Here is a 19,492-nt window from a genome sequence, read left to right as displayed (position 1 = left end):
GCCAATCACAAATACACATCGATATTTTTCCATTTCTTGACTCCTTTTTTGCACGGTGGTAATCCTGCTTCATCGGTTGAGCAAATGTAAAACCGAAGTATCCTACATGTGAATTATTGGTAACTCTTATTAAAAAAGTCTTTATGACGTCGGCCCATGCCGGCGGGCTCAAGCATATAAAAAAGAGGGTAAGGCAATGAATTACCGTAAAGTTTTTATCGCACTTGCAACAATATCCACCGGCATTACCGCTTCAGCACAGGCAGCGGAATCCGCCACGGTCGCGTTTTTAATGCCCGACCAGGCATCGACGCGCTACGAGCAGCATGATTTTCCCGGCTTCAAGGCGGAGATGAGCAAACTGTGCGCCGACTGCAAGGTCATTTATCAAAACGCCAACGCCAGCGCCACCCTGCAGCAGCAGCAGTTCAACTCGGTGATTGCCCAGGGCGCGAAAATCATCGTTCTCGATCCGGTGGACTCTTCCGCCGCCGCTGCGCTGGTCGCCAACGCCCAGGCGCAGGATGTCAAAGTGATCGCCTACGATCGCCCCATCCCGGCGAAACCGGCAGATTTCTACGTCTCGTTTGATAACGAAGGGATTGGCTATGCCATCTCTAAATCCTTAACCAGCCATCTGAAAGAGATCGGCGTGCCGCAGGATGCCGGCGTGCTGCAAATCAACGGCTCCCCTACCGACGCGGCGGCGGGGCTGATCCGCGACGGTATCCACCGCGGCCTGAAGGAGTCGGGCTACAAAACCCTGGCAGAATTTGATACGCCGGAATGGGCGCCGCCAAAAGCGCAGGAGTGGGCTGCCGGGCAGATAACCCGCTTTGGCGACAAAATTAAAGGCGTGGTTGCCGCCAACGACGGCACCGGCGGCGGGGCGATTGCCGCCTTCAAAGCCGCTGGCGTACAGCCGGTACCGCCGGTCACCGGCAATGATGCCACCATCGCCGCGCTGCAGCTCATTATTGCCGGCGACCAGTACAACACCATCTCCAAACCGTCTGAGATCGTCGCGGCGGCGGCGGCAAAAGTGGCCGTTGAGTTTATTCAGGGTAAGAAGCCGCAGGCCAGCACCACCCTGTACAACACCCCTTCGCAGCTCTTCACCCCGGCGGTGATCACCGCGAAAAATATTAAAGCGGAAATCTTCGATAAGAAGATCCAGACCTACGCTCAGGTTTGTACCGGCGAATACGCCGCAGCCTGCCAGAAGTTAGGCATCGAAAAGTAATTTTGCCACGCGCCCGTCATCCAACGGCGGGCGTAGTTTCGCAATAGTTGAGGTCTCTTCCATGTCGCAAGAACAAGAGAAAATATCCACGGCCGGGCAGCCGATCCTGAAGCTCAGCAACGTCTCTAAACACTTTGGCGCCGTCTGCGCCCTGGCGGATATCGAGCTGGAGGTCCACGCCGGTGAAGTGGTGGCGCTGGTGGGCGATAACGGCGCGGGAAAATCTACGCTGGTCAAAATCCTCGCCGGCGTTCATCAGCCCACCGACGGCACCATTGAGTTCGACGGCAGGGTCGTCACGCTTGATAGCCCGGGAAAAGCGCTGGAATACGGCATCGCCACGGTTTTTCAGGATTTAGCCCTGTGCGAAAACCTGGACGTGGTGGCCAACCTGTTTTTAGGCCAGGAGATCTCGCCTTTACAGCTGGATGAGGTCGCCATGGAGGTGCGGGCGTGGACGCTGCTGCAGGAGCTGGCGGCCCGAATTCCGTCGGTGCGCGAACCCATCGCCTCGCTCTCCGGCGGCCAGCGCCAAACCGTCGCCATTGCCCGCTCCCTGCTGATGAATCCAAAAATCATCATGCTGGATGAGCCGACCGCCGCCCTCGGCGTCGCCCAGACGGCGGAAGTGCTCAACCTGATCGAGCGCGTTCGCGAACGCGGCCTCGGCGTCATTATTATCAGCCATAACATGGAAGACGTGCGGGCCGTTGCCGATCGCATCGTGGTGCTGCGCCTCGGGCGCAATAAGGGGGTCTTCACCCCCGACGCCACCAACCAGGAGCTGGTCGCCGCCATTACCGGTGCAACGGAAAACGCCGTGTCGCGCCGCGTTGAACGTAAATCACAGTTAAGTTCTTCGGGAGTGATTTAATTTTATGAACAGCAAGACAGAATCCCGCCCGGCCCTGGATCGCAGCGATGAGCGCGTCCAGCACAACGATGGTCTGTTCGGCGTGGTGCGTGCGCAAATCAACCGTATCAAGACCGGCGATCTCGGCACCGCCCCGGTGATTGCCGGGCTGATCGTTATCTCCCTGGTGTTTACCTGGCTCAACCCGGTGTTTATTGCGCCGAATAACCTGGTTAACCTGCTTTTTGACTGCGCTACCGTAGGCTTTATCTCGCTGGGGATCGTCTGCGTGCTGATGCTGGGCGAAATCGACCTTTCCGTCGGCTCGATGAGCGGCCTGGCCTCGGCGATTGTCGGCGTCCTGTGGGTCAACGCGGGCTGGCCGGTCGCCGCGGCTATTGGCGTCGCGCTGCTGTGCGGTATCGCCGTCGGCCTGATATACGCCCTGCTCTATAACCGCGTCGGGATGCCGAGCTTCGTAGCGACGCTCGCCGGCCTGCTGGCGCTGCTCGGGATGCAGCTGTACATTCTCGGCCCCAGCGGCAGCATCAACCTGCCCTACGCTTCGCCGCTGGTTCGCTTCGGCCAGCTGATGGTCATGCCGGGCTGGTTCTCCCATACCATGGCGCTTCTGCCCGGCCTGGCTCTGCTGACGTTTGGCCTGAAAACCCGCGTACGCCGCCTGCAGGCTAACCTCTCCGCGGAGTCCGTCAGCTCGCTGCTGCTGCGCGCGGTGCTGCTGACGGTGATTTTTGAGGCCGCCGTTTTCTACCTCAACCTGGGCCGCGGCGTGCCGTGGATTTTCGGTCTGTTTGTCGCGGCGGCGATGGTGCTCAACTATGCGCTGAAGCGGACAAAATGGGGACGCTCGATGTTTGCGGTCGGCGGCAACCGCGAGGCCGCGCGTCGTTCGGGGATTAACGTCAGGGCCATTTACGTCAGCGCCTTTGTGCTCTGCGCGACGCTGGCGACGTTCGGGGGGATTCTGGCGGCTTCACGCCTGGCCTCAGCCAGCCAGCAGGCCGGTACCGGCGACGTTAACCTCAACGCCATCGCCGCGGCGGTGATCGGCGGCACCAGCCTGTTTGGCGGGCGCGGCAGCGCCTGGTCCGCGCTGCTGGGGATCATCGTTATTCAGTCGATTTCGAACGGTCTGACGCTGCTGAATCTGCCCTCATCGCTGCGCTATATCATTACCGGCTGCGTGCTGGCGATTGCGGTGATTATCGACTCGCTGGCCCGCCGCTCGCGCGTATCGCACGGACGTGCCTAATCGGGACGATTAAAGAGAGTATTGCGCGGTCCGGACGTTGCGGGCCGCGCAATGAATAGGTTATTTCAGTGAACTCACCAGCGTCTTGCGGCTATCTTCAAGGGAAACCACCCGGCTGCAGACGTCTTTGCCAAACTGCTGGAAATCCGCCTCCTGGTTCTTCCACTCTTCCTGAATCGCCGTTTGTAGGCCGCCAAGGCTGCCGAGGATCCCCTGCAGCGGGTTACCGCCGCCCTTGAGAACCGCCTTCGCGCCCATTTCGTTAATGCTGTCCTGCAGGATGCCGCCCATCGCCTGATTGACCAGCTGCTGGCCGTCGGCGCGGACCTGATCGATCGCTTTATAGTGGAAGGTCAGCCCATCGCTGCGACGTTCAATAATACGATTCATCTGCGTTTTTAGCTGCGCGTCCAGCTTGGTCAGACGACCGTGCATGCTGCTGCTGGTTCCCACCTGTTCGGTGATGATTTTATCCAGCGCCTTGCGGCCTTTTTCAACCCGCGCGCGGGCGCCGTCGTCAATCCACGGCAGGCTGCTGCGCAGGCCGGCCTGATAATCCTGAGCCTGCTCGCGCTGGGCCGCGTTCAGGGAATACTGTTTTCCGTTATAGGTCAGACTACCGTCCGGCATAATCACCAGATCGCCGTTCTCCCCTTTCACCTGCACCTTCTGCGGGCTGAGGATCACGTCGTCGCGCGGCGTGACGCTACACTGGTAGTCCGCATGCGCGGTCAAAGCGGTGACGGACAGCGCCACCGCCAGCAGCATTTTGCGCATCATAAAGCTCCCTTCAGACAAAACGGGTCGGCAATTGCCGACCCTCGTCAAACTTAGTCCCACCAGATGTCAAAAAGTTCGCTGGTGCGCACGTCGGCAAGCTGACGCTCTTCCAGCCACTTGCGGACAATGGCCTGGTGCTCTTCGGTGCATTTACCGATTTCCTGCAGGCAGATCAGACCTTCCCAGGAGAGGTAGCCGCTGCCGTCAAACGCCAGCTTGTTCGGCTCGATCACTTCATTGATCAGGTCGTTCACGGTCTGGTCGATATGCTCTTCGCTGCTCCCGTCCGGGAAACGCCAGGCGACGGAGAAGCCCACTTCCTGAAACTCGTCGATATGCATTTTCTTACGCAGACGACGGCTACGATTCTTTGCCATTATTTCACCCTCTCGAACATTAAGTCCCATACGCCGTGGCCAAGACGATGGCCACGCTGTTCAAATTTGGTTACCGGGCGCGATTCCGGGCGCGGTACATAGTCGTTGCTTTCCGACCGGTTGCGGTAGCCGTCGAGCGACGACATCACTTCCAGCATATGCTCGGCATACTGTTCCCAGTCGGTCGCCATATGGAAGACGCCGCCGAGCTTGAGCTTGCTTTTAACCAGTTCAGCGAACGGCGCCTGCACGATGCGGCGCTTATTATGCCGCGCTTTGTGCCACGGGTCCGGGAAAAAGAGCTGCACCATATTAAGGGAGTTATCCGCGATCATGGTGTGCAGCACTTCGACCGCATCGTGACACATCACGCGCAGGTTTTGTACACCCTCTTCCTCAGCGGAAGCAAGGCACGCCCCGACGCCCGGAGAGTGTACTTCAATCCCGAGGAAATTCTGCTCCGGTTTCGCCCTGGCCATCGCCACCAGCGAGGAGCCCATGCCAAAACCGATCTCTAAGGTGACCGGCGCCTCGCGGCCAAACAGCGAAGCTAAATCAAGCGGCGCATCGGTGAACTCAACGCCCATCACCGGCCAGATATTATCCAACGCGTGCTGTTGCCCTTTGGTCAGGCGGCCCTGGCGGCGGACGAAGCTACGAATGCGGCGCAGAGGGCGGCCGTTTTCATCGAACTCCGGAGATATGACGTCGTTTTTCATAAAGGTTAGGTCTGCTTGTGAATGTGTGCGGAAAACGGGCATTATCCAAAGTTACCCGACGGATGCAAGGGTTTACAGCCTCTCGCCCTTGTGCTGCAATCTGCCACCCTGTTATCGCAATTCCGGAGCTGCAGCTTTGACTTTTCTCGCCGCGCAATTTTCAGCCCAGGTGCTGGAGTGGTACGACAAATACGGGCGTAAAACCCTGCCATGGCAAATCGGCAAAACGCCCTACAAAGTATGGCTCTCCGAGGTGATGTTGCAACAAACGCAGGTGGCAACGGTAATCCCTTATTTTGAACGCTTTATGGCGCGTTTCCCAACGGTTATCGATCTGGCCAACGCCCCGCTGGACGAAGTCCTGCATCTGTGGACCGGCCTTGGCTACTACGCCCGAGCGCGTAATTTACATAAGGCGGCGCAGCAGGTGGCCAGCCAGCACGGCGGCGAGTTCCCGCAGACCTTTGACGAAGTGGCCGCCCTGCCCGGCGTCGGACGCTCGACGGCGGGCGCCATTTTATCGCTCTCTCTGGGTAAGCATTTTCCGATTCTCGACGGCAACGTGAAGCGCGTGCTGGCCCGCTGCTATGCGGTAAGCGGCTGGCCGGGAAAAAAAGAGGTAGAGAAGCAGCTTTGGGGGATTAGCGAAGAGGTGACGCCGGCCAAAGGGGTCGAGCGTTTTAACCAGGCGATGATGGATCTCGGGGCGATCGTCTGCACCCGCTCGAAGCCTAAATGCGCGCTGTGCCCGCTGAATAACGGCTGCGAGGCCTACGCCAATAATTCATGGACTCAATATCCCGGCAGGAAACCGAAGCAGACCATTCCGCAACGCAGCGGCTATTTTCTGCTGATGCAGCACGGCGAAGAGGTGTTTCTCGCCCAGCGCCCGCCGGTAGGTCTGTGGGGCGGATTATTCTGTTTTCCGCAGTTTGAAGACGAAGAGGCGCTGCGCGAGTGGCTGGCACAGCGGCAGATTCAGGCCGATAATCTGACGCAGCTGACCGCGTTTCGCCACACTTTCAGCCATTTCCACCTGGATATTGTGCCGATGTGGCTTACAGTGCACTCATCAGGCGCATGCATGGATGAAGCTGGCGCACTCTGGTATAACTTAGCGCAGCCGCCGTCGGTCGGCCTGGCGGCTCCCGTGGAACGCCTGTTGCAACAGCTTAAGGCCAGGGCGCTGGTATAGCGTTCAGGCGAATTAAAGAGGATTAATCATGAGCAGAACTATTTTTTGTACTTTCCTGCAGCGCGAAGCGGATGGCCAGGATTTCCAGCTCTACCCGGGCGATCTCGGCAAACGCATCTATAACGAGATCTCCAAAGAAGCCTGGGCCCAGTGGCAGCACAAGCAGACCATGCTGATCAACGAGCAGAAGCTCAACATGATGAACGTAGAGCACCGCAAGCTGCTGGAGCAGGAGATGATTCAGTTCCTGTTTGAAGGGAAGGATGTGCATATCGAAGGCTATACGCCGCCGGAAAAACGGTAAGGGCCTGACGGCTTTTACCACCACCAACACAACGCACGCTCCCGGAATGATGAAAAAATATTTAGCGCTAGCGCTCATTGCGCCTCTGCTCGTTTCGTGTTCCAGCTCGAATAAAAAGGGCGCCGGGTATGACGAAGCGTGGGTAAAGGACACCAACGGTTTCGATATCCTGATGGGCCAGTTCGCCCACAACGTCGAAAATATTTGGGGTTATAACGAAGTCCTGCTCGCCGGGCCGAAAGACTACGTTAAATATACCGACGGTTATCAGACCCGTAGCCATATCAACTTTGATGAGGGTACCATTACCGTCGAGACTATCGCCGGTACCGATCCCACCGGCCGTCTTCGTCAGACCATCATCAAAACGCTGCTGATGGGCGACGATCCGGGCTCCATTGACCTCTACTCCGACGCCGACGATATCCAGATTTCGAAAGAGCCGTTCCTCTACGGCCAGGTGGTGGATAATCACGGCGATCCGATTCGCTGGGAGTGGCGCGCGTCGCGTTACGCCGACTATCTGCTGCAGACCCGGCTGAAAAGCCGCAGCAACGGCCTGCGGATGATTTACAGCATCACCATCAGCCTGGTGCCGAACCACCTCGATAAGCGCGCGCATAAGTATATCGGTATGGTGCGCCAGTCGGCGCGGAAGTACGGCATTGACGAGTCGCTGATCCTGGCAATTATGCAGACCGAATCCTCCTTCAACCCTTACGCCGTCAGCCATGCCGACGCGCTGGGCCTGATGCAGGTCGTCCAGCACAGCGCCGGGAAAGACGTGTTCCGCTCCCAGGGGAGATCGGGCCTGCCGAGCCGCAGCTTCCTGTTCGATCCGGCCAATAATATCGACACCGGCACCGCGTATCTGGCGATGTTGAACAACGTCTATCTCGCCGGCATCGACAACCCCACCTCGCGGCGCTACGCGGTGATCACCGCCTATAACGGCGGCGCGGGGAGCGTACTGCGGGTCTTCTCCAGCGATAAGGTCCAGGCTGCCAATATCATTAACAGCATGACGCCGGGGGACGTCTACACGACGCTCACCACCCGCCACCCCTCAGGGGAATCCCGCCGCTACCTGTATAAAGTCAACACGGCGCAGAAGTCCTACCGCCGCAAATAGGGACTTTGCCCTCTACCCGGCTCTCGGCACGCGCGAGAGCCGGGATCGTCTCGTGCCATTTCACCGCCCGCCATACGAAAACGTTATTTGCATCACAATCTAATCTGCAAATTAATATGGATTGCATTTATTTGCGGAAGGTAACAAAACATGATGGCGCTTGCTGATAGAATTTCATCAAATCGTAGTCCTGAATGTAACCATAACAACATCTCCCCCGCTTACTCGTGAGGAAAATAACATGAACCTTAAGCTGCAGCTTAAAATATTGTCGTTTCTGCAGTTCTGCCTGTGGGGTAGTTGGCTGACTACGCTAGGCTCCTATATGTTTGTGACGCTTAAGTTTGACGGAGCGTCGATCGGTGCCGTATACAGCTCTCTGGGTATTGCCGCCGTGTTTATGCCCACGCTGCTGGGCATCGTGGCGGATAAGTGGATCAGCGCCAAGTGGGTGTATGCGCTTTGTCATCTGGTCGGGGCGGGGACGCTGTTTATGGCGGCTCAGGTCACCACGCCGGGGGAGATGTTCCTGGTTATTCTCCTCAACTCGCTGGCCTATATGCCAACGCTGGGGCTGATTAACACCATTTCCTACTATCGTCTGAAATCCGCCGGTATGGATATCGTCGCCGATTTCCCGCCTATCCGTATCTGGGGAACCATCGGTTTTATCATCGCGATGTGGGCCGTCAGCTTCGCCGGCTTCGAGCTGAGCCATATGCAGCTTTATATCGGCGCAACGCTCTCCGTCGTGCTGGCGCTGTTCACCCTGACGCTGCCGCATATCCCGGTCTCTAACCAGCAGAAAAACCAGAGCTGGAGCACCATGCTGGGCCTGGACGCATTTGCCCTGTTCAAAAACAAACGGATGGCGATCTTCTTTATCTTCTCCATGCTGTTGGGCGCAGAGCTGCAGATCACCAACATGTTCGGTAATACCTTCCTGCACAGCTTCGACAATAACCCGCTGTTCTCGGGCAGCTTTATCGTCGAGCATGCGTCGGTCATGATGTCGATTTCGCAGATCTCCGAAACCCTGTTTATCCTGACCATTCCGTTCTTCCTGAGCCGCTACGGCATCAAGAACGTCATGCTGATCAGTATCGTGGCGTGGATGCTGCGCTTTGGCCTGTTCGCCTACGGCGACCCGACGCCGTTCGGCACCGTGCTGCTGGTTCTGTCGATGATTGTCTACGGCTGCGCCTTCGACTTCTTCAACATCTCGGGTTCGGTGTTTGTCGAGAAAGAGGTGAGGCCGGAAATTCGCGCCAGCGCCCAGGGGATGTTCCTGATGATGACCAACGGCTTCGGCTGTATTCTTGGCGGCGTGGTGAGCGGGAAAGTGGTGGAGATGTATACCACCGACGGCATCACCAACTGGCAGCCGGTATGGCTGATCTTCGCCGGATACTCGCTGGTTCTGGCCTTCGCCTTCGTCGCGCTGTTTAAATACAAGCACGTCAGAGAGCCTGCCGCCGTCCAGCAGAGCGCCTGATAGCAGCCCGGCGGCGCGACGCCTGCCGGGCTACAAAACGCCACGCCCCGCGCTCGCGCCGGGGCGTTTTTTTATGCCTTCAGCACGTTGCCGTACAGCCGCTTAATGCCGTCAGGATCCGTTTCGCTGTAGACGCCCTGCAGCTCCGGCGAGAAGCCGGGCAGCATATTGACGCCCTCCTCCAGCGCGAGGAAGTAGCGCAGCACCGCTCCGCCCCATACCTCGCCCGGCACCACGCACAGCACCCCCGGCGGATACGGCAGCGCCCCCTCCGCCGCCACGCGGCCTTCGGCCTCGCTCAGGCGCACCAGGTCAACGTTACCGCGGATAAACTCGCGGTTCGCGTCCTGCGGATTCATCACGACTCTCGGGAAGCTCCGCTTGCGGAACATCTCTTTTTGCAGGTCCTTTACGTCGAAGCTGACGTACAGATCGTGCATCTCCTGGCATAGCTCGCGGATAGTGTAATCACGATAGCGTACCGGATACTTGTTAAAGATGGTCGGCAGCACGTCGGCCAGCGGGGTATCGGCTTCGATATGCTGTTCAAACTGCGCCAGCATCGCCACCAGCTGCGCCATTTTTTCAGCGCTCTCGGCCGGGGTCAGCAGGAACAGAATCGAGTTCAGATCGCACTTCTCGGGCACAATGCCGTTCTCGCGCAGGTAGTGCGCCAGAATCGTCGCCGGGATCCCGAAGTCGGTATATTCGCCGCTTTGCGCGTCGATGCCCGGCGTGGTCAGCAGCAGCTTGCAGGGATCAACGAAGTACTGATCGCCCGCATAGCCCTCAAAGCCGTGCCAGCTGGCGCCCGGCTCAAAGCTGAAGAAGCGCCGCTCGCGGGCGATGGCTTCGGTCGGATGATCCTGCCACGGACGCCCGGCCACCGTCGGTGGAACAAAGGGCTGAAACATCTTACAGCTGGCGAGGATCGCCTTACGCGCTTCGATACCCAGCGCCACGCACTCTGCCCACAGCCGGCGGCCGCTTTCGCCTTCATGAATTTTGGCATTCACGTCGAGCGCCGCAAACAGCGGGTAAAACGGGCTGGTTGACGCGTGCAGCATAAAGGCGTTGTTCAACCGCTTGTGCGGGCAGAATCGTGCCTGGCCGCGCAGGTGGTTATCCTTTTTGTGGATCTGCGACGTTTGCGAGAAACCGGCCTGCTGTTTGTGCACCGACTGGGTGACAAAGATGCCCGGGTCTTCCGGCGTCAGATCGAGCAGCAGCGGCGAACAGTCGGCCATCATCGGAATAAACTGCTCGTAGCCGACCCACGCGGAATCAAACAGGATGTAGTCGCACAGGCTGCCAATTTTATCCACCACCTGACGGGCGTTGTAGACGGTCCCGTCGTAGGTGCCAAGCTGAATCACCGCCAGGCGGAACGGCCGCGGCGCATCGGCCTTTTCCGGCGCCACTTCACGGATCAGGTTGCGCAGATAGCCTTCATCAAAGCAGTGGTCATCGATGCCGCCGATAAAGCCGAACGGGTTGCGCGAGGCCTCCAGATAGACCGGCGTGGCCCCGGCCTGAATCAGCGCGCCGTGGTGGTTGGATTTGTGGTTATTACGATCGAACAGCACCAGGTCGCCGCGGGTGAGCAGCGCGTTGCTGACCACCTTGTTCGCCGCCGAGGTGCCGTTAAGGACGAAATAGGTTTTGTCGGCGTTAAACACCTTCGCCGCGAACTTCTGCGCGTGCTTGGCGGAGCCTTCGTGGATCAGCAGGTCACCCAGCTTGACGTCGGCATTGCACATATCGGCGCGGAAGACGTTCTCACCAAAGAAGTCAAAGAACTGACGGCCCGCGGGGTGTTTTTTAAAAAACGCTCCGTGCTGATGTCCCGGACAGGCAAAGGTGCTGTTGTCCATCTCGACGTACTGGGTCAGGGTATTAAAGAACGGCGGCAGCAGGTTGTCTTCATAGCGGCAGGCGGCCGCTTCCAGCTCCAGCCACTCCTGCTCTTTGCCGGTCATCACCGCCGCGACGCCGTCAGGTTTTGCCATTTCGCTGTCGCTTAGCAGATAGACCGGCAGGTTAAACCCGCTACGCTTAAGCAGAGAGAGGATGCCGCTGCGGCTGTCCGCTGCGGTAATGACGACTGCCGCCACATCGGTAAAATCGGTACTGTCCAGCGCGACCACGCGACGGTGGGTGGACAGATGGGGGACCAGCTCGCAGCTGGCGGCAATGTGCATTGATTTCATTAGCGCGAATACCCGTTTCCGGAGAGTAAAAGGCCTCAGACAAGGCGTTCACGCCTTGTCCAACGAAATGTCAGGGTCCGACTGGATTCCAGCTCCGACCGCCCGACATCAGTAAAAGCAGACCGGGTCCGCTTTTACTGTTGTCCTGCAGTGAGCATACGCTGCCTTCACCGCATGAGGGGAAGAGGATCGAGACTAAGAGTAGCAAGATGAGGCGGCTTGCGCATCCGCGCGCGGCGGCAATGCGTTGGTGATGCGATCATCCCGGCGGCCTCATAGTTGAAGAGAAGAAAATTCGCGCAATAATGTCACCTTTGCCATACCCAGGCAAGATCAATTGCATATGCAGTCACACCACGGTTCCACAAGCGTTTACGCCGTGACAGGTTCATAATAATGCACTTATTAGGGATAATTAGCGGGAGCACACTGTGGTTACAGGACCTTTTATTAACGCCGGTGCGGTGCTGTTAGGCGGCATTATTGGCGCACTTTTAAGCCAGAGATTGCCGGAGCGCATCCGCACAGCGATGACCTCTATTTTTGGCCTCGCCTCTTTGGGCATCGGTATTTTATTAGTGATTAAATGCGCCAACCTGCCGGTGATGGTGCTCGCCACCCTTCTGGGCGCCCTGCTTGGCGAAGTGTGCAATATGGAGAAAGGGACCAACGCTTTGGTCGGCAAGCTCCAGCAGATATTTTCGCCCAAGGGCAAGCGGCGGGTTGCCGCCCATGACTCTTTTGTTCAGAGCTACGTCGCGATTATCGTGCTGTTCTGCGCCAGCGGCACCGGGATCTTCGGCGCGATGCGCGAAGGCATGACCGGCGACGCCAGCATTCTTATTGCCAAAGCGTTCCTCGACTTTTTCACCGCCACCATCTTTGCCTGTTCTCTCGGCATTGCCGTCGCGGCGATAAGCGTCCCGATGCTGGCTATTCAGCTCACCCTGGCGGCCTGCGCGGCGTTAATTATGCCTTTGACGACCCCGATGATGATGGCTGATTTCAGCGCCGTTGGCGGAATGCTGCTGCTGGCGACCGGGCTGCGCATCTGCGGCATCAAGATGTTTGCGGTGGTCAATATGCTGCCGGCGCTGGTGCTGGCCATGCCGCTGTCGGCTGCCTGGAGCCTCTTTTTCGCCTGAAGGTGCGTGCTTTTAATGCAATGTGGTGATAGATTGTCCATCCTGCGTTGATTTGATGAAATTTCGTTGACGCAGCGAGGCGAATCGGTTTTAATGCGCCCCGTTGCCCGGATAGCTCAGTCGGTAGAGCAGGGGATTGAAAATCCCCGTGTCCTTGGTTCGATTCCGAGTCCGGGCACCACTATTTAAAGAACCCGCCCAAAAGGCGGGTTTTTGCTTTTCTGCGGCCGGACTCTCCATCAAACTGCGTTCGATTATTCGCCGCCAGCGGCTCACCCCTGCGGGGCCGGCGCGACAGGCTCGCCGTTCAACGCCTTCGGCATTAGTCCGAGTCCAGGCACCATTATTCTTCTTTTATGCTTCCCTGTGAATTTTTATGTATATGTAATTCAATACGTTAGATTAAAAGTCTTCCCCGATGCGTTTTGATTTATCCCTTCGTATCCGGAAAATTTTGGGTCAGATTACGGGTCGTTCAGTTCGATGAACGATGGAGACCCTCACATAGCCCTGAATGACAGTAAAATCCGCGCAGCCAAATATCTCGCAAAATCCTACAAACCTTCCGATTCACAAGGCCTGTACCTGACGATATCCGCCAACGGCGCTAAGTTATGGTATTTCCGCTATCGCTTAGGCGGTAAGGAAAACCGTCTGGCCTTTGGTCCCTATCCGCAGGTGACGCTGGCTAACGCCCTCGAAAAACGCGATGCAGCGCGTAAGCTGCTGGCGTCCAGCCTCTGCTCTTCCCTGCTCAGCAACCCGCCTGGCGCCAGGACCCAATCTCCATGCCTTTCTGCGTTCCAGTGAACTACGCCTCGCCCGCTGGGATGAGTTCAACCTGAAGGCCCATATCTGGACGGTGCCTGCAAAGCGTGAGGCCGTAAAAGGCGTGAGATTTTCAGAGCGCGGTGCAAAAATGAAAGATGAACATCTGGTGCCTCTGTCGCATCAGGCGGTTGCCCTGCTGAAACAGATTCAGGTGATTTCCGGTGAGTCGGTGTTCGTTTTTCCAGGCGCACATACACTGGACAAGCCGCTGAGTGAAAATACCATCAACAAGGCGCTGCGCGTGATGGGCTATGACACCAAAACCGAAGTATGCTGCCACGGCTTCAGGATCATGGCCTGTAGCGCCCTGAACGAGTCCGGGCGCTGGTCAAAAGACTCCATTGAGCGGGCAGATGAGTCACAAAGAGCGCAACGGCGTACGGGCTGCTTACGTGCATAAGGCAGAACATCTGGAAGCCAGAATCGAAATGATGCAGTGGTGGTCTGATTATCTGGAAGTCAGCCGGGAGGGATATGTTGCGCCCTATATTTATGCACGACAATATCAGGTGCCATGAGAACAGATTTTTTATAAGCAAGGACCGGCTGTTATATCAAATAACCCCCGGCTATTGTGGATCAGTAATTCAGGACACACCTAAACCCTATTAATACTAAACAGTGAACATGGGGTGATGAATGATCAAAACTCGTCGGACTATCCTGGTCTTGTGATCCACTAGACGTTCATCATCTGCGGGCAGCCGGACGCTGTGATCAGACGCCTGGAGCTGGCAGTGCTGCGGTGAGCTCTGGGTACACGCTCGTAAGCGGCCCTACGGCCCGCTTACGCGGAGATATGCCCCGACTGCGACTGACACTCCGACCGCGCACAGCAGCTCCCGAAGCGTTATCCGCGGGTGTGGCTTATCAAGGCGGGGATGGGGATTGACAGAACCTATCAAACAGCTGCCAGCTACGCCGGGCTTCTGCGGACTGACTTCTGCGCCCTCTTTAACTTTTTCTCCCCACCTTCTGTGCCGCAGAGCGGCATACCCCGGCTGACAAATACGAATGCGTCTCATCTGTTGACAGGGCTGCTGGAGAGAAGTAAGGTAAACAAATACTGTATGCATATACAGTATTTGTTACACTCAACCAGAAAAAGGACCTCACAATGGCTGAACAGAAGACAAACGCCCTGGTACTGAACGGCGTAAACGACGACATCACCGAACTCAAATCCCTCACAACACTGCGCAAGCGCCTCGTCAGCGACGGCGAAATCGTGTCAAAATCAGTCAACGGATTCCGGCTGGCCGGCGCCGGTAAATGAAAAAGAGCAGCCGTTGTATACACCAGAGGCAAATGAAGCTTATCGCAAAGCAGAGGAGGGTAAATGATGTTGGACCTTGAAGGTATTTATAAAAACGAGAGCGTAGAAGACGTTCTTTTGCACTTCGCCTTGCGAACACCCTACCCGACTATCGATCGGATGTATGTAAATTATAAATTTGATGTAATTTCTAATGGTGAGTTATTGAGAACCCACCAACGACTGTTTAAAGAAGGTAAGTTGAAAAAAACTGGTAATCCTCTACCAGAAAAAGGTCCAAACTGGAAAGAGCCAAAATTCGTGACTGAAAAAAAATACGGCATTAAATAATTTTTCCGTTTGACATTGAGCCAGCAGATTTATTGCTGGCTCTCTTTTTGGCTCCGTGGGGTCTGAAGGGCTCTGTCGCATTAAGAAGTCACATTCTACGCCCCGAAACTGTGTCAAGAAGGTCCCCTCATCTTTTGGTGAGGGGGTAGAGCAGATTTTTCCTTTATACGCATCGGGTTCGTACATTTCGGTAACAATGGCATTCCGTATTTGTGCTGCATATACGACTATTTTTGAATGCTCCGGGGGAACTGTTGGAGACCGTAGGTCACCTAAAAGATCATCAACTTCCGCTGATTTATCGTTTCCGGGCATAACCCTGACTTTTGTTTTTTGAGTATGGTTTGAACAGGCTGTTATAAGTAGCACCAGGGTGAGTATTGACGCTGAGAACGCTCTTAAATACATGTGAAAACTCCAGTTTTCATCTCCAGGTAACCATCGGGCGAGATCGCCCCCTCTTTTCCTACTTCTGTGCCGCAAAGCGCCATACTCCGGATGACAAATACGAATGACTCTCATCTGTTGACAGAATGTCTGTACGGGAGTAAAGTGCAATAAACACTGTATATATATACAGTATTTATAAAAAATTAACCCACTGACCAGCGAAAAAAGGACCTCATAATGGCTGAACAGAAGACAAACGCCCTGGTACTGAACGGTGTAAACGACGACATCACCGAACTCAAATCCCTCACAACACTGCGCAAGCGCCTCGTCAGCGACGGCGAGATCGTGTCAAAAGCCGCGAACGGATTCCGGCTGGCCAGCGCCGGTATTCAGGCAGCCAGCAACCTGTATTCAGAGCTCTACCATTATGAACGCCTTGGTAAACACAGCCTGATGGGAATGCATGTTTATAATTCTGGTCAGCACGCCTGGTACGAATTTCTGCATACGGGAAATGCCTATACAAACGGGACCTGGAACAGCGGTTCCGATATCAGGATGGAAAATAAACCCAGATGCTGACAATGGCAGAATATATCTAGAAACAGGTGATTTATGAACAAAATGGCAATGATTGAGTTAGCAAAAAGTTTTTTGACTTCAGAAGTTACTGCTTTGCAATTTTCTGAAAATATATGTATTGAAAGGCGAAAATTGTATGGTGTGAAGGAACAGGAAAAAAACATTCTGAATTGCGGCGAAGAACTATTTATGGTTGCCGAATTATTTAATCCTGATGCTGATAAAGCAGATTATGAACTCGACGAGCAGGGTTTACGAAAAGAAGTAAAAGCCACACTGGAAAAGTTTAAGCTTCTCTAATTAAATAAATTTGAATCAACGTCGAGAGGGTTCATAATTCTGAACCCTCTCTTTTTTAGTACATAAATCATCCCGCTTTCGAGTAAAGGGGGATGTATCGTCACCACCACGTTCCCGGCGGCGGACCTTCCGCCGCTGCAGGACTTCATCTACTGGCAGCCCGATGCGACCGGAAGTGGTGTTGAAGCGATTTATGTAATGCTGGCGAAACCCCCGGTGGAGTTCCTGGAGGTTGACCTGTACAGTAATTTCAGGGGCCGTTCGCGTCAGCGCAGATATGAGGCTGACCATATGCCATCGTCTGCGGCCGTTCGCGCTGCGTTATTGCGTGATAACCCGCGACTCAGCAAACAGTTAGTGGATGAAATGGCTGAAGATGTTGCTGCTATAGTTCTCCCTAAAGAAGTACATCAGAAGCTCAGCGAAACTTACGGCGGGCGTAATACACCGGCACAAATTGACCTTGATTCACGCAACCTGCGGGCGGCAACTGATCGTAATCTGGATGCGATAAAACCGGCATTAAAAGAGCATGGAGCAACAGAGGCCCAATTAGACAAAGACACTCCGCAGTATAGAAATTATATTGAAAAAGGAATATTAAGATGAGTAAAAGACTAATTGATTTCGCTAAATATTTCGTAGAATCAAAAATTGACGCAACAAACTTTGCAGAACCATATATGCTTATGTGGAAAGAAGATAGAGATACAAAAGCGCTTTCTATTGATGGTAAAGAAATTGATGAAGCATCATCAACAATATTCTGCCTTGCTGATTGTTTTAATCCTGATTCAGATCGTGAAAATTACGAACTGGATACCCTCCGTATCTTTATACATGCTGTTTTTAAAGCCTTCATGAGCCTTAAGGTTGTTTGCACACATAGTCATATAACGGCCGTTATAATCTTTCGTTGTGGCAATATCGATCGTTGTTTTGTCTGTAATCCCATCATGGCGATTACCCCCATTTCCGCCAGAGCCTCCACCATAGCTGGACGAGCCCGAATTACCATCATAACTGTGAATCGGACCGTAAGGTGTATTATGGTCATTCCAGCCTGGTCCCTGATTTGAATCTTCGATACCCATTTAAAAATCCTCTTTGACGTTAATAAAAACAGAACTAAATTAACTGTATGTTTATACAGCATTGAGATGCTACTCCTCGAATTGTTCCCATGTCAACAATAGGGCAATGCTTTTTTTCGTCCTCTGTTAACTGCGCGTTTGATCACCAATTTTAGGCATTGAAACATCTGGCGGATTCTGTTGCTCAGTAGCATACTGGCTGTACATATATAGGTCTTTCCCGATCATGGTGGGAGACTCAGAACCCCATATTTAATCTGCCGTAATGGGGCATCACTGCGATTCTGAAGCGCTCTTTGTTCCTGTATCCTCTGGACTTGATCATAAGCAGCCGTATTACACTACTCAGTGATTCTGCGTTGCCGTTTGAGACCCGATGCTTCGATCCCATAAAGCCTTTCCGTAACATCCTGGCTGCGCTTCTCAGCAGTGGCACTCCCACGTCTTTTGCCATGCCCATCTATTCCAGCCACAACCGTTTGTTGTGTTCATCGTATTGTCGGTTCCAGAGTTCCCAGGCCAACTCTTTCATTGTCCAGCATCGACTGGTACCGGGTAGGACCATCTGCGCTGCCTCGAGCTATTCTGCTATGTCGGAAGTTGGACTGACCCCACCCCGGTAGACGATCCTGCCCTATAGTTTGAGCATAGGGGGAGCATATGAGCACACCACGATTTACAGGTATCCGACAGAATCGAGCCTAAGGAACTCACTGGACTAATTTACCGCACTGCTATCCCAGCATTTTGATATTCAAACAAAAATACGGATCAAACAACGGGTCTTGACAAGCGGTTGTGAAAAAAATTCCATTAAAAACAGTTCAATAGATAACTGAATGTTCCCGAGTCCGGGCACCACTATTCAGAGAACCCGCCCAAAAGGCGGTTTTTTGCATTTCTGCAGCCGGACTCTCCATCGAACTGCGTTCGATTATGTTTAAGTCATGACATAACAATAAAAATGCCAATACTGCTCTTTCTTGCCGGCAAGAGGTGAAATAAACAATATTTGTTTAACTTCAGGAGCAGCCCGCAAGGCGGCGTGCATCTGTTTGCATCACCGCGTAGCGCAAACGGTCAAGGAGGCCCACGGTCATCCGGCCGTCGAATCCATGCCTGCGGGGCGGACACTAGCGTTATTTAGCAGGGTCATTTCGAAAATTGTCATCGCCAAGGCCGCCAATAAACGGCAGACGTACACGTAACGGCGTGAAATCCAGCCCCACGTTCAGCCCCAGCAGGTTGAGTTCAAATCCCTCTTCAGCTCCCAGCGTAACGCCGGCAATCCCCAGCACCGACACCTGTACCCCGCGTCCGGATGGCGGGAGGCCGATGGGATCCAGCAGCGAGCGAAAATCTTTCCCCACCGCGTTGGCGGGCATATCCAGCTTGAGTGCAGGCACCTCGCGCCCAATATGGGCAATAAAGGTGTTACTGTTGGGCCCCGGCCAGGCGTGGTAGGTATCCGGCCAGGGATAAGAGGCAATGGCCGCGACAATCTGCGGAATCATGGCTTCGGCCTCTTGCCCCCGGTGTTCCACCAGCAAACGGGGCTTCGCACCGAACCAGTAGCCATCCGGTGGGTTGCGGTTGCGACGCACCTTTTCCCCTCCTCCCCAGCTAATCACTTCGTAACGGCTATATTCCGTCTCGCCGGCGCGTTTATAGATGATCCATGGGTGTACCGCCACCACGCCTCTCCATCCCCAGGTCGGCGCAGCGTAGACCTGCACAATGGCCAGCCTGGCGTTTTGCTGAGGATCGGGCGCCAGCCCCGCTGAGTCACGACGGGCGGACCACCAGCCTTCCTGCGGTCGCTGCTCCCGCTGGTGCATCGCCTGGGCCAGGCTGGCACCAAGCGAGAGCAGGATGATGCAAAGAAGACTCAGACAAACGATTTTTACGATCATGGCAGCCTGTATTCAGGGAGGAAACATCCGTATGCGCGATTATTGTA

18 protein-coding genes, 1 tRNA gene and 5 pseudogenes are annotated in these 19,492 nt (G+C 55.0%); 18 read left to right on the top strand and 6 right to left on the bottom strand.

Annotation, left to right across the window (positions count from 1 at the left end):
* The first annotated feature begins 196 nt into the window (after window positions 1–196).
* The 3 genes from EDF75_RS22765 (at window position 197) to EDF75_RS22755 (ending at window position 3,369) form a co-directional block, all read left to right on the top strand.
* Window positions 197–1,243, top strand: coding sequence for an ABC transporter substrate-binding protein (locus tag EDF75_RS22765; RefSeq protein WP_133600959.1), 1,047 nt, complete (start codon window positions 197–199; stop codon window positions 1,241–1,243).
* Between the two features lie 61 nt (window positions 1,244–1,304).
* On the top strand, window positions 1,305–2,117 hold the full coding sequence (locus EDF75_RS22760) for an ATP-binding cassette domain-containing protein (protein WP_045857052.1): 813 nt from the start codon (window positions 1,305–1,307) through the stop codon (window positions 2,115–2,117).
* A 4-nt stretch (window positions 2,118–2,121) separates the two neighbouring features.
* Entirely contained in the window at window positions 2,122–3,369 is a 1,248-nt protein-coding gene (locus tag EDF75_RS22755; protein ID WP_041147210.1) for a sugar ABC transporter permease, read from the top strand.
* A 60-nt stretch (window positions 3,370–3,429) separates the two neighbouring features.
* Here the strand turns inward: EDF75_RS22755 and EDF75_RS22750 are convergent, their stop codons facing one another.
* From EDF75_RS22750 to trmB, 3 genes are read right to left on the bottom strand one after another with little or no spacing between them, the layout of a single operon-like run.
* Complete coding sequence (locus EDF75_RS22750; RefSeq protein ID WP_133600958.1) at window positions 3,430–4,149, bottom strand: YggN family protein; 720 nt, start codon at window positions 4,147–4,149, stop codon at window positions 3,430–3,432.
* Window positions 4,150–4,199: 50 nt separating this feature from the next.
* Window positions 4,200–4,526 (bottom strand): YggL family protein, encoded by a 327-nt coding sequence (locus EDF75_RS22745; protein WP_041147212.1) that lies wholly within the window; start codon window positions 4,524–4,526, stop codon window positions 4,200–4,202.
* A complete protein-coding gene (gene trmB / locus EDF75_RS22740) occupies window positions 4,526–5,245 on the bottom strand; it encodes a tRNA (guanosine(46)-N7)-methyltransferase TrmB (RefSeq protein ID WP_133600957.1) in 720 nt (239 codons plus the stop codon). The genes EDF75_RS22745 and trmB overlap by 1 nt, the downstream gene beginning before the upstream one ends.
* A 136-nt stretch (window positions 5,246–5,381) precedes the next feature.
* Between trmB and mutY the strand changes: the two genes are divergently transcribed.
* From mutY to EDF75_RS22720, 4 genes are all read left to right on the top strand, one after another.
* Window positions 5,382–6,440 (top strand): A/G-specific adenine glycosylase, encoded by a 1,059-nt coding sequence (mutY, locus tag EDF75_RS22735; protein ID WP_133600956.1) that lies wholly within the window; start codon window positions 5,382–5,384, stop codon window positions 6,438–6,440.
* A gap of 28 nt (window positions 6,441–6,468) precedes the next feature.
* Window positions 6,469–6,744 carry an oxidative damage protection protein gene (locus EDF75_RS22730; protein WP_041147215.1) on the top strand — a complete coding sequence of 92 codons (276 nt, stop codon included), beginning with the start codon at window positions 6,469–6,471 and terminating at the stop codon, window positions 6,742–6,744.
* Window positions 6,745–6,793: 49 nt separating this feature from the next.
* Window positions 6,794–7,876, top strand: coding sequence for a membrane-bound lytic murein transglycosylase MltC (gene mltC / locus EDF75_RS22725; protein WP_133600955.1), 1,083 nt, complete (start codon window positions 6,794–6,796; stop codon window positions 7,874–7,876).
* 241 nt (window positions 7,877–8,117) lie between these two features.
* A complete protein-coding gene (locus EDF75_RS22720) occupies window positions 8,118–9,371 on the top strand; it encodes a nucleoside permease (RefSeq protein WP_133600954.1) in 1,254 nt (417 codons plus the stop codon).
* A 71-nt stretch (window positions 9,372–9,442) separates the two neighbouring features.
* Here the strand turns inward: EDF75_RS22720 and EDF75_RS22715 are convergent, their stop codons facing one another.
* Window positions 9,443–11,581, bottom strand: a complete 2,139-nt coding sequence (locus EDF75_RS22715; RefSeq protein WP_133600953.1) for an ornithine decarboxylase — start codon at window positions 11,579–11,581, stop codon at window positions 9,443–9,445.
* A 431-nt stretch (window positions 11,582–12,012) separates the two neighbouring features.
* Between EDF75_RS22715 and EDF75_RS22710 the strand changes: the two genes are divergently transcribed.
* The 11 genes and pseudogenes from EDF75_RS22710 (at window position 12,013) to EDF75_RS27410 (ending at window position 17,517) form a co-directional block, all read left to right on the top strand.
* Window positions 12,013–12,726, top strand: a complete 714-nt coding sequence (locus EDF75_RS22710) for a DUF554 domain-containing protein (protein WP_133600952.1) — start codon at window positions 12,013–12,015, stop codon at window positions 12,724–12,726.
* Between the two features lie 105 nt (window positions 12,727–12,831).
* Window positions 12,832–12,907 (top strand) — tRNA-Phe (locus EDF75_RS22705).
* Window positions 12,908–13,209: 302 nt separating this feature from the next.
* Window positions 13,210–14,075 (top strand): annotated as a pseudogene (locus EDF75_RS22695) (integrase arm-type DNA-binding domain-containing protein).
* A gap of 599 nt (window positions 14,076–14,674) precedes the next feature.
* A pseudogene (locus EDF75_RS22690) lies at window positions 14,675–14,818 on the top strand (tail fiber domain-containing protein); the annotation flags it as partial.
* 81 nt (window positions 14,819–14,899) lie between these two features.
* Window positions 14,900–15,163 carry an immunity protein gene (locus EDF75_RS22685; RefSeq protein ID WP_075912842.1) on the top strand — a complete coding sequence of 88 codons (264 nt, stop codon included), beginning with the start codon at window positions 14,900–14,902 and terminating at the stop codon, window positions 15,161–15,163.
* A 627-nt stretch (window positions 15,164–15,790) separates the two neighbouring features.
* Window positions 15,791–16,138: a hypothetical protein gene (locus tag EDF75_RS27420; protein WP_306463083.1), complete on the top strand. Its 348-nt coding sequence runs from the start codon at window positions 15,791–15,793 to the stop codon at window positions 16,136–16,138.
* A pseudogene (locus tag EDF75_RS27675) lies at window positions 16,107–16,175 on the top strand (pyocin); the annotation flags it as partial. The gene EDF75_RS27420 and the pseudogene EDF75_RS27675, both read left to right, overlap by 32 nt.
* The gene (locus tag EDF75_RS22665) at window positions 16,172–16,438 is read left to right on the top strand and encodes a colicin immunity domain-containing protein (protein ID WP_133600951.1); all 267 of its coding nucleotides are present in this window, start codon (window positions 16,172–16,174) and stop codon (window positions 16,436–16,438) included. The pseudogene EDF75_RS27675 and the gene EDF75_RS22665, both read left to right, overlap by 4 nt.
* Before the next feature lie 66 nt (window positions 16,439–16,504).
* Window positions 16,505–16,627 (top strand): annotated as a pseudogene (locus EDF75_RS27670) (hypothetical protein); the annotation flags it as partial.
* Between the two features lie 102 nt (window positions 16,628–16,729).
* Entirely contained in the window at window positions 16,730–17,047 is a 318-nt protein-coding gene (locus EDF75_RS27415) for a hypothetical protein (RefSeq protein ID WP_243733549.1), read from the top strand.
* Complete coding sequence (locus EDF75_RS27410) at window positions 17,044–17,517, top strand: colicin immunity domain-containing protein (protein WP_241783906.1); 474 nt, start codon at window positions 17,044–17,046, stop codon at window positions 17,515–17,517. Before EDF75_RS27415 ends, EDF75_RS27410 begins: the two co-directional genes overlap by 4 nt.
* A gap of 253 nt (window positions 17,518–17,770) precedes the next feature.
* On the opposite strand, the pseudogene EDF75_RS22645 reads toward EDF75_RS27410, so the two are convergent.
* A pseudogene (locus EDF75_RS22645) lies at window positions 17,771–18,112 on the bottom strand (transposase); the annotation flags it as partial.
* 559 nt (window positions 18,113–18,671) lie between these two features.
* Window positions 18,672–19,445, bottom strand: coding sequence for a DUF3750 domain-containing protein (locus tag EDF75_RS22640; protein ID WP_133600950.1), 774 nt, complete (start codon window positions 19,443–19,445; stop codon window positions 18,672–18,674).
* Between the last annotated feature and the right edge of the window lie 47 nt (window positions 19,446–19,492).

The sequence above is a fragment of the Klebsiella sp. BIGb0149 genome, assembly GCF_004362605.1.
GTDB classification, from domain to species: domain Bacteria; phylum Pseudomonadota; class Gammaproteobacteria; order Enterobacterales; family Enterobacteriaceae; genus Klebsiella; species Klebsiella terrigena.
This window is presented reverse-complemented; position numbering and strand designations above follow the sequence as displayed.